Origin of the sequence: Pseudoglutamicibacter albus, from assembly GCF_022346425.1 — a bacterium.
GTDB lineage: Bacteria > Actinomycetota > Actinomycetes > Actinomycetales > Micrococcaceae > Pseudoglutamicibacter > Pseudoglutamicibacter albus.
In genome coordinates, this window is the sequence record NZ_JAKRCW010000012.1 from 66,164 (window position 1) to 75,730 (window position 9,567).

At 59.9% G+C, this 9,567-nt stretch carries 9 protein-coding genes; 3 read left to right on the forward strand and 6 right to left on the reverse strand.

Translation table 11 applies throughout. The features are described from left to right. The first annotated feature begins 8 nt into the window (after window positions 1–8). Window positions 9–1,310 carry a glutamate-1-semialdehyde 2,1-aminomutase gene (gene hemL / locus MHJ63_RS08000; RefSeq protein WP_239446963.1) on the forward strand — a complete coding sequence of 434 codons (1,302 nt, stop codon included), beginning with the start codon at window positions 9–11 and terminating at the stop codon, window positions 1,308–1,310. A gap of 117 nt (window positions 1,311–1,427) precedes the next feature. Here the strand turns inward: hemL and MHJ63_RS08005 are convergent, their stop codons facing one another. The 3 genes from MHJ63_RS08005 to coaE form a co-directional block, all read right to left on the reverse strand. Next, window positions 1,428–2,501 (reverse strand): TerC family protein, encoded by a 1,074-nt coding sequence (locus tag MHJ63_RS08005; protein ID WP_239446965.1) that lies wholly within the window; start codon window positions 2,499–2,501, stop codon window positions 1,428–1,430. Between the two features lie 173 nt (window positions 2,502–2,674). Continuing rightward, the gene (gene uvrB, locus MHJ63_RS08010; RefSeq protein ID WP_239446943.1) at window positions 2,675–4,765 is read right to left on the reverse strand and encodes an excinuclease ABC subunit UvrB; all 2,091 of its coding nucleotides are present in this window, start codon (window positions 4,763–4,765) and stop codon (window positions 2,675–2,677) included. A gap of 9 nt (window positions 4,766–4,774) precedes the next feature. Further along, window positions 4,775–5,422 carry a dephospho-CoA kinase gene (gene coaE / locus MHJ63_RS08015; protein WP_239446954.1) on the reverse strand — a complete coding sequence of 216 codons (648 nt, stop codon included), beginning with the start codon at window positions 5,420–5,422 and terminating at the stop codon, window positions 4,775–4,777. Between the two features lie 59 nt (window positions 5,423–5,481). Here coaE and MHJ63_RS08020 point away from each other — a divergent pair, with 59 nt between their 5' ends. Further along, window positions 5,482–6,174: an IMPACT family protein gene (locus tag MHJ63_RS08020; protein WP_239446956.1), complete on the forward strand. Its 693-nt coding sequence runs from the start codon at window positions 5,482–5,484 to the stop codon at window positions 6,172–6,174. Further along, a complete protein-coding gene (locus tag MHJ63_RS08025) occupies window positions 6,171–7,409 on the forward strand; it encodes a class I SAM-dependent methyltransferase (RefSeq protein WP_239446967.1) in 1,239 nt (412 codons plus the stop codon). The genes MHJ63_RS08020 and MHJ63_RS08025 overlap by 4 nt, the downstream gene beginning before the upstream one ends. A 239-nt stretch (window positions 7,410–7,648) precedes the next feature. Here the strand turns inward: MHJ63_RS08025 and MHJ63_RS08030 are convergent, their stop codons facing one another. The 3 genes from MHJ63_RS08030 to MHJ63_RS08040 all read right to left on the reverse strand — a co-directional run. Then, on the reverse strand, window positions 7,649–8,956 hold the full coding sequence (locus MHJ63_RS08030; protein ID WP_035755608.1) for a hypothetical protein: 1,308 nt from the start codon (window positions 8,954–8,956) through the stop codon (window positions 7,649–7,651). Beyond that, window positions 8,957–9,286: a hypothetical protein gene (locus MHJ63_RS08035; protein ID WP_035755606.1), complete on the reverse strand. Its 330-nt coding sequence runs from the start codon at window positions 9,284–9,286 to the stop codon at window positions 8,957–8,959. A gap of 60 nt (window positions 9,287–9,346) precedes the next feature. Then, window positions 9,347–9,567 (reverse strand): pore-forming ESAT-6 family protein (locus tag MHJ63_RS08040; protein WP_239446957.1); only part of this gene is annotated, 221 nt, incomplete at its 5' end.

A 9,567-nucleotide genomic window follows, 5' to 3' on the forward strand; every position in this document is an offset into this window, starting at 1 on the left:
ACCGTAATCTGACCCACAGCGCTGAAGTTTTCGAGCGCGCCCAGAAGGTTATTCCGGGTGGTGTGAACTCGCCGGTGCGCGCGTTCGGTTCCGTTGGCGGCACTCCCCCGTACCTGGTTGCGGGTCAGGGCGCGCACGTGACCGATGCGGACGGCAACGAGTACGTGGACCTGGTGGGCTCGTGGGGTCCCATGATTCTGGGCCACGCCCACCCTGACGTGATCGATGCTGTGAAGTCGGCCGCCGATCATTCACTGTCTTTCGGCGCCTCGCACGAAGGCGAAGTTGAGATCGCTGAACTGGTGACCTCGATGATCGCTCCTGTTGAGCAGATGCGCATGGTGAACTCGGGCACCGAGGCCACGATGTCGGCAATCCGCCTGGCTCGCGGCTTTACTGGCCGCGATGTGATCGTGAAGTTCGCTGGCTGCTATCACGGCCACGTGGATTCTCTGCTGGCTGAGGCCGGTTCGGGGCTTGCGACGTTCGCGCTTCCAGGTTCTGCTGGCGTTACTGAGGGCACCGCGAAAGACACCGTGGTGCTCCCGTACAACGACCGTGAGGCCGTACGCGAGCTCTTCGCCGCCCGCGGTTCCGAGATCGCCGCGATCATCACGGAAGCCGCCCCGTGCAACACGGGTGTCTTGACCCCGGGCACTGAAGACGGCATCGGCTTCAACCGTTTCCTTGCAGAAACCGCCCACGCCGCTGGCGCACTGCTGATTTCGGACGAGGTTTTGACCGGCTTCCGCGCGTCCGCAACCGGCTATTACGGCGTGGACGGCAAAGGCTGGGCACCTGATCTCATGACGTTCGGAAAGGTCATTGGCGGCGGTATGCCGGTCGGCGCGTTCGGTGGCCGCAAGGAGATCATGGATCGCTTGGCTCCGAACGGCCCGGTCTATCAAGCCGGTACGCTCTCGGGTAACCCGCTCGCCACCGCAGCGGGCCTGGCCACGTTGCGTGCACTGAATGACGATACCCACGCGGCTGTTGCACGCGCATCGGAAGCTATCCAGAAGGGTGTGGACGAGGCGCTGACAGCAGCCGGTGTTCCTCACGCGATCAACACCGCAGGAACGTTGTTCTCGGTGTTCTTCCGTGACGGAGAGGTCACCAACCACGAGCAAGCCAAGCAACAGGACGTCGAGGCATTCGGCCGGTTCTTCCACTCGATGCTGGATTCCGGAATCTACTTGCCACCGTCGGCTTACGAGGCGTGGTTCGTATCCGCACAGCACGACGATGCAGTTGTGGACCGCATCTTGGAGGCCCTGCCAACAGCAGCGAAGGCGGCCGCACAGGCCTAGCCTCCAGTAGCTGTAGCCGCTTCCGAAGCGCTGACAGCGATGGGGTGGTCATTCCAGTTGGAATGACCACCCCATCGCTATACATGGCTTTGTAGCCTCTGTCTAAGCGGGCGGTGGCTACTGTGCGTTCGGCTTACCTTTGCCGAGCTTCTTCATGTCGGTTTGGGCGGAAGAATCAGAGGATTTCGCGGCTTCCGCGGCGGCCTTCCTGCGAGCCTCGATGCGCTTCTGTGCGGCGGCGCGAGCAGCGGCCCAGTGAGCGACTTCGCGGCCCTTCGGCGAAACGAACGACCACACAACCGCGATCAGCAACGCCAGAACAATGAAAATCAGCGAGAACTCCGTGCTGATCTCCGGAACTGGAACAGGCTTACCGCCGTTGATGAACGGAAGCTCGTTCTTGTGCAGTGCGTGCAGGATCAGCTTGATACCAATGAACGCGAGAATCGCTGCAATTCCGTGCGTCAGGTAGATCACACGGTCCAGCAAGCCGCCGAGCAAGAAGTACAGCTGGCGTAAACCCATGAGCGCGAACACATTCGCCGTGAATACAATGAACGGCGATTGGGTGATGCCATAGATCGCCGGGATCGAGTCCAGCGCGAACATCACGTCAGTGATACCCAGCGCGAGGATGACCGCCGCCATCGGCGTCCACATCCGCTTACCGTTGACGGTGGTGCGCAGCTTGGAACCGTCATAGTGATCGGAAACGTTGAGCTTGGAGGTCAAACGCTTGACCAGGCCAGGCTGGTCCTCTTCGTCGTCCGAATGGTCCATGACCTGCTTGATCGCAGTCCACAACAGGAACACGCCGAAGATGTAGAAGACCCACACGAAACGGTCGAGCAGCACAGCGCCGGCAAGAATGAACAGGCCGCGCGCGATCAACGCGATCACGATGCCGATCATGAGAGCCTTCTGCTGCAGTTCACGCGGAACCGCGAAGCTCGTCATGATGACGATGAACACAAACAAGTTGTCGACGCTGAGCGAATATTCGGTGATCCAGCCCGCAAGGAACTGAAGCGCGTCAGTCTGCCCCGCGAACGCCCACATGCACCCGAAGAAGATGAGGGCGAGCGCCACATAGATGCCAACCCAGATGCCGGCTTCCTTCATCGACGGCACGTGCGGGCGGCGCCCGATCACGATGAGATCGATCAGCAGGATCGCAACCAGCACGATCATCGAGCCGACTTCGAACCACACAGGGATCGGTGTCGTGACGCTCGCTGTTGATGCGCCCGCCGTCGGCACGCTCGCGGCGAGCGCGGTCAGAGCAGATAAATTGACCACTTGGTCCTTCCCACATCACCGGGTGGTCCGGTGAATCCTATATTCCGTTTAATTTTACGGGAGGCTTATTCGGCCGACTTCATGGCGCGCAATTCCTTTTTCAGATCGGCGACTTCATCGCGTAGGCGTGCTGCGAGTTCGAATTGAAGGTCGGCGGCTGCCGCGTGCATCTGTTCGGAGAGCTGCGCGATGAGCGTTGCGAGGTCTTCGCTCGGTGCGGCGATGGTGCCGCGCGCATCGGTCTTCTTGTCGTCTTGTAGGGCGTTGTAGCCGCGGTGGCCGGCGCCGTAGTCGAAGTTGCTGAGTAGTTCGTTGGTGTCGGCGTCTTCGCGAGCGAGTTGCTCGGTGATGTCCGCGATCTTCTTCTTGAGAGGTGCCGGGGTGATCCCGTGTTTCTCGTTGTGCGCTATCTGGATTTCGCGGCGGCGTTCGGTCTCTTCGATTGCTTGTTTCATCGAGTCCGTCATGGTGTCGGCGTACATGTGTACTTCGCCGTTGACGTTACGTGCGGCGCGGCCGATGGTCTGGATGAGGGAGGTCGTTGAGCGTAGGAAGCCTTCCTTGTCTGCGTCCAGGATCGCGACGAGCGATACCTCGGGCAGGTCGAGGCCCTCACGGAGCAGGTTGATGCCGACGAGTACATCGAAGGTACCCATGCGTAGTTCGGTGAGCAGCTCGACGCGGCGTAGTGTATCGACGTCGGAGTGGAGGTATTCGACTTTGACCCCGTTTTCTGCGAGGTAGTCGGTGAGGTCTTCGGCCATGCGCTTGGTCAGGGTGGTCACGAGCACGCGTTCGCTGCGCGCGACGCGTTCGTTGATCTCCCCGAGCAGGTCATCGATCTGCCCCTTGGTTGGTTTGACCGTGATCTTCGGATCCACCAAGCCTGTTGGGCGAATGATCTGCTCGACGTAACCGTCGGCTTGGGACAGCTCGTACTTGCCGGGTGTTGCAGACAAGTAGACTGTCTGGCCGATGCGTTCGAGGAACTCATCCCATTTGAGGGGCCGGTTGTCCATTGCGGAAGGTAGGCGGAAGCCGTGCTCAACGAGGGTCCGTTTGCGGGACATGTCGCCTTCGTACATTCCGCCGATCTGCGGAACAGTCACGTGGGACTCGTCGATGATGAGCAGGAAGTCGTCCGGGAAGTAATCCAGTAGACAGTGCGGTGCGGAACCGGCGTCACGGCCGTCGATGTGGCGTGAATAATTCTCGATGCCGTTGCAGAAGCCCATCTGCTGCATCATTTCCAGGTCATAGGTGGTGCGCATCCGTAGGCGTTGGGCTTCAACAAGCTTGTTTTGGCTCTCTAGCTCTTGGAGGCGTTCGCGTAGTTCGTCTTCGATGGTCCCGATCGCTTGGTGCATGCGGTCATCGCCGGCTACATAGTGGGAGGCCGGGAAGATGTACATTTCGTTTTCTTCGCGCACCACGTCGCCGGTGATGGGGTTGAGGGTCTGGATCGATTCGATCTCATCTCCAAAGAATTCGACGCGTACGGCGAGCTCTTCATACATCGGGATGATCTCGACCGTGTCACCACGCACGCGGAACGTTCCGCGGTGGAAGTCCACGTCATTGCGGGTGTACTGCATCTGCACGAACTGGCGTAGCATCTGGTCGCGGTCCAGTTCTTGGCCCACCTTCAGGGTGACCATCTGTTTGATGTATTCCTCTGGGGTACCTAGGCCATAGATGCAGGACACGGTGGATACCACCACGCAGTCGCGGCGGGTCAGCAGCGCGTTGGTCGCGGAGTGGCGCAGCCGCTCGACTTCTTCGTTGATCGAGGAGTCTTTCTCGATGAAGGTGTCGGTTTGGGGGACGTAGGCTTCCGGCTGGTAGTAGTCGTAGTAGGAGACGAAGTATTCGACCGCATTATTCGGTAGCAGGTGCCGTAGCTCGTTTGCGAGCTGCGCGGCGAGCGTCTTGTTCTGAACCAGGACGAGCGTTGGTCGTTGCACCGCTTCGATGAGCCATGCGGCGGTTGCGGACTTACCGGTACCGGTAGCACCGAGCAGGACGACGTCTTTCTCCCCGCCTTCGATGCGCTGCTTGAGTTCCGCGATCGCTTGCGGCTGATCCCCTGCAGGCTCGAACTCGGACACCACCTCGAACGGGTGGACTACACGATCAATTTTCTGCGCCAACGACATGTGTTAAGCCTAATCGGTGCCCCCGCTGTGTTCAGCGTCACGCGGTACCGCGAGGATCGAGGCGACCGCCGCATCGACGGCTTTATGCAGGTCATCGACTGAGCCGTGATTCACCAGCAGATGCGTGGCTACTTCACGCCGCTGTTCATCCGTTGCCTGCGCGTTGATCCGGGCGTGGGCGTCGTCTTCGCTCATCCCGCGGTCTTCGACCATCCGACGCACCCGTTCCGTAAGCGGAGCCTCGACCACCATCACGTGATCGAACCGGCCCGCCTGGCCGCTTTCAACGAGCAAAGGAATGTCCTCGACAATCAACTGTCCTGGCGCAGCAGAGTCAGCTAGCCGTTGCGCTTCTTCACGCACCATCGGATGGATGATCGCGTTGAGCCGTTCACGAGCCTGCTCGTCGTTGAAAACCACGGCACCGAGCCGTGCCCGGTCGAGTGCACCGGAAGCGGTGAGCATGTCCTCACCGAATTCCGCGACGATCGCTTCTAGTCCCCGCTCCCCTGGCTCTTGCAGCTTGCGCACAATAGCGTCCGCGTCGATAATAAGCGCTCCGTGTTCCTCAGCGAGCCGCCGCGCAACCGTAGATTTACCTGCTGCGATCCCGCCTGTCAGCCCGATGCGCGGGTTATTCTCAGGCTGCTGGGTCACGTTGCCTCCTAGGTAGCTGGGTCCTTCTTCCACTGTAGTGGCCATCTAGACTGGAAACGATGACTTCTTCCCCGATTGAGCTGGCAGATCCGCATGTGCGGTCTACGCGTTTTACGCGCCTTGCAGTTGAGCATGTGCACGAGATCGAGATTCAGCGTTCGGTGTTCCGCACCGTCTTGGCGCCTGTCCGCAGTGAAGATGACGCCCGCGCTGTGATCGAGGAGCAACGCCGCTCGTTTCATGATGCACGGCACCACTGTTCTGCGTTCATTCTGGGCCCCGATCAGGACACGCAACGTTCCTCGGATGACGGCGAGCCGGCCGGTACTGCCGGTATCCCGATGCTAACTGCCCTGGCTCAGCGTGAAACCTCCGATGAGCGCCGCGACCTCACGGACATCGTAGCGGTGGTCACGCGGTGGTTTGGCGGGATCTTGTTGGGTGCTGCCGGTTTGGTCCGTGCGTATTCGGAGTCGGTTTCGCAGGCTCTGGATGGCGCCCGCTTTGAGACGTGGCACCGGAAACGTGAGCTTGTGGTGTCTGTAAATATGGCGCAGGCCGGACGCGCCGAACATGTGATACGCGGCCTCGGGTACACCTTGTTGGACACGACATATTCGGCCACCGGATGTTGCATGACAATCGCTGTCACGGATTCCGAGGAGGGCATCGGCGCTGCACGGGCCGCGTTGCAGACAGCCTTCGCCGGCGAGGCCAAGATCGTTGAAGGGCGGGCGGTGTGGTCCCAATGACGGGTAGTGATGCGGCACAGGTTCCTGTGAGTTGGGGTTCGTTGCGACGGTGGCCGGACATCGAGTCCCCCGAATTACGTGCGTGGGATGCGACCGATCAGCTTCTCTTGGAACACGCCCTGGCCCAGGTAGAGGCCGAAGGTCTGACTGGGGACCGCATCTTGGTCCTGGGCGATCGCTATGGCGCTCTGACCCTGGGCCTTATCGAGGCCGGGGTGCGTGGGGTTGTCACGGTTCAGGATTCGGTCGCGCTGCTGACCGCGTTGAAAGCTAACGCTGATGAGCTCGGCCTGGCTGGATTTTCTACGTTTTCATCCCTTGACGAAGTTCCCCGGTCTGCCGGTGGCGGGTTCGGTTTAGTGTTGTGGCAATTGCCTCGTTCTGTTGCTGAGGTTGAGTATTGGGCTGTTGCCTTGCGCGGGCTTGTAGCCGATAGCGCAACGGTGTGGGCTGGCGGCCGGGACAAGCACATGACACCGGCGATGAATAAGCCTCTCGAGCGTTGGTTAGGTCCGGTTCAGCCGCAGCGTGGACGCAAGAAGTCCCGCGTTCTGAAGGTTTCTGCCGGCGCGGGCTCGCTCGGTTCCGATGCCGGGCCGGTTGATTCTGATGCTGCCAGGCGTGTTCTGTATCCCGAGCCGCGCACTGTGCTGGTTGCCGGGAATAGAGTCACGTTACATGGGGATGCGCGGGTTTTCGGTCAGAACCGTTTGGATCCTGGTACTGCATTCATGCTGGAGATGATCTCTGAGCACGATATTGATCCGGAGCCGGGCCAGCGGGTTGTTGATCTTGGTTGTGGTAACGGCACGGTTGCGGTGTGGGCGGCTCGGCGTTGGCCAGATGCTCGCGTTGATGCGACGGATGATTCGGCTGCAGCTGTTGCAGCAACTGCCGCGAGCGCCCGAGCCTCTGGGGTTGCAGAGCAGGTACGGGCTGTAACGGCTGACGCGGGCGAGCACTTGATTCCACCGCTGGGCGAGCAGCCTTCGCATGCTGAGGTTTCACCTCGTCTTGTCTTGGTGAATCCGCCGTTTCATCAAGGCGCTGTCGTAGAGCGTGCCGTTGGCGAGAAGCTGTTGTTTGCGGCCCGTGAGATTGCGGGGCGTGGCGGCCGCGTCATCGCTGTGTGGAATTCGCATCTGCGGTACCGCGCGTTCTTGCGAGGGAACATTGGTCAGACTCGACAGCTGGGACGTGATGCAACCTTCACGGTCACAGAGACGAAGGTCTAGAACCTGCTGGAATAGACCTAACCGCCGCGGAACTCGTCGAGTTCTGGCGGCTAAGGCTGGTGCTCTAGTTTCGGCGGTCGATGGTCGCACGCCCCGGATAGGTCAATAGGTCAGTTCTCAGTGAGCAAGGCTTGTTAACGGCCGTGGGTGCCCAGGCATAAACCTGGGCACCCACAGGGTGCGCTGCCGGGTCTGTCCCCGGATCTTTCCCACACGATGCCGGTTGAGCATCGAGTGGGTCAGTTGGCGACTTTATCCCATATAAAGGCCGCACCATCTCCGATAGTATCCTTGGCCTTGTCTCCGGCCCAGGAACCGACCTTACCGCCACCAACACCGCCGACGATACCGCCGACGACGGCACCGGCAGCTGTGCCTACGGGACCACCGAAGGAGCCGATTGCGGCACCTACAGCTGCACCGGCTTTGGCTCCAGCGATGCCACCCGCGGCGGAGGTGGCCGCCATCGTTGCTGCACGGGCGCCCTTCTCGACTCCACCCATCTCTGGATAGGCTTTCGAGTCGGCTTGCCAGCTCGAAACACTCGTTGTGGCTACGCCAACGGCTGTACCCACGTGTCCAAGGTTCTTGCTGACTTTACCGAGGGTGTCGAGGTGGGACTGATATGCAGGATTGACAGGGATTCGGTTCTCGGAAGTGTTGAGCTGCATCAGTGTACGCCCGCCAAAGGCTTTGACGCTTTCTTTGAAGCCGTTTGGCTTCGCCATCGGGTTCCAGGAGGCGCCCATTGGCGTCCAGCCGGTAGCTTTGTGGACTAATATCATTGCGGTCCAACTGCTATCGGCAAATTTGTCCAGTGTCTTAGGCGCCTTCCACAGGCCTTTCGCGGCGGCGTCCAAGTTCACGGTGGTCCAGTGCTTGGATAGCTGGGTGTATTGGATGGCATACTTCCATTTATCGATCGTCAAAAGACCAATTTGCATCAGAGGGCCTACTGCGCCTCCGTAGCTGTTGTTCCGCGCAACCCGATCCCACAGCGCCTTGAAGAAGCTACCGACCATATTGCCGCCAGCCTCATCGGCTTTAGCAAGGTCGATACCTGCAACGCTGCTCGCCGTGTGACCGCCCACAGTAATACCCAGCAACGCGCCGCGGCATTGGTTCTGTGCACGGTCTTTGTTCTCAGCGAGCCGAGCGCAGTCGGCCTCGATCTCTTGCCTGAGGCGCTCTTTTTCTCTCTGCCCTTCGAGGTCGTCTGGTGGAGGGTTCATGGCGTTGTAGACCGCGATCTTCGCGAGGATCCGGTCCCGATCCCTGTTGAGGGCATCAAGTTCGGCTCCGTACGCGTCAAGAGCGGACTTCACACTCATGGTCGCTGCATCCAGCTGCCTGCTCAATGTTGATGGAGCGGTCATCGCGTTAATGACTTGCCCGGCTTCCGGGGCAAAGTATTGGCCGCCGATGGGGCTCCAACTGCTTTGAACGCTGTTCATCGCTGCAACGATGGAATCACCAGCTGAACTGATTCCGCTACCTGCTGCGCGGGCGGCTCCCCCGTCGTCAAGCTCTACGACGTTGAAGCCCACTCAGTTCACCCCCGGCATATCAATATTGCCTGGGACTGGGCACACGTTGGCAGACATCTGCTGATCCCCTTGGGCATACGAGCTCAGAGCGGCGTTTGTGCTGCTCGTTGCCATGTTAACTCGGCTGATCACAGTGTTAGAACCGGGTTCGACCGCGCCCATGAAGACCGCGGCCAAACCATTTGTCACAACCGGTGATTGCGGCAGAGCGTGCCCAGCGGCTGCGAACGCTTGTGAGAGCTCAAGCAACGCAGCCTGGAGATCATCAGCGGCGCTGTTGGTTGCTGTAACAGTCTGCGTAGCGGCCGCGTGATGGATATCAAAGTACATGTGTCACAACTTTCTGAAAGAACAGTCCATCCAACCCCCACACAGGGGGCACGCCTATGGCTAGCCGATATTCGCTACAGCATTACGAGCACGCGACTGCGTAGACACAGCCGTCTCATCATTACTAGCCAACGTCTCACGCACCAAACTAATAATCCCCCGCACCTCATTCGAAGCGTTATGCCACCGCTTCTCAACATGCTGATACTCAGCATCCACACCATCCATCTGAAAATCAGACATCGCCTCAGCCACCTGAGCATCACGCTCACCAATCAAGG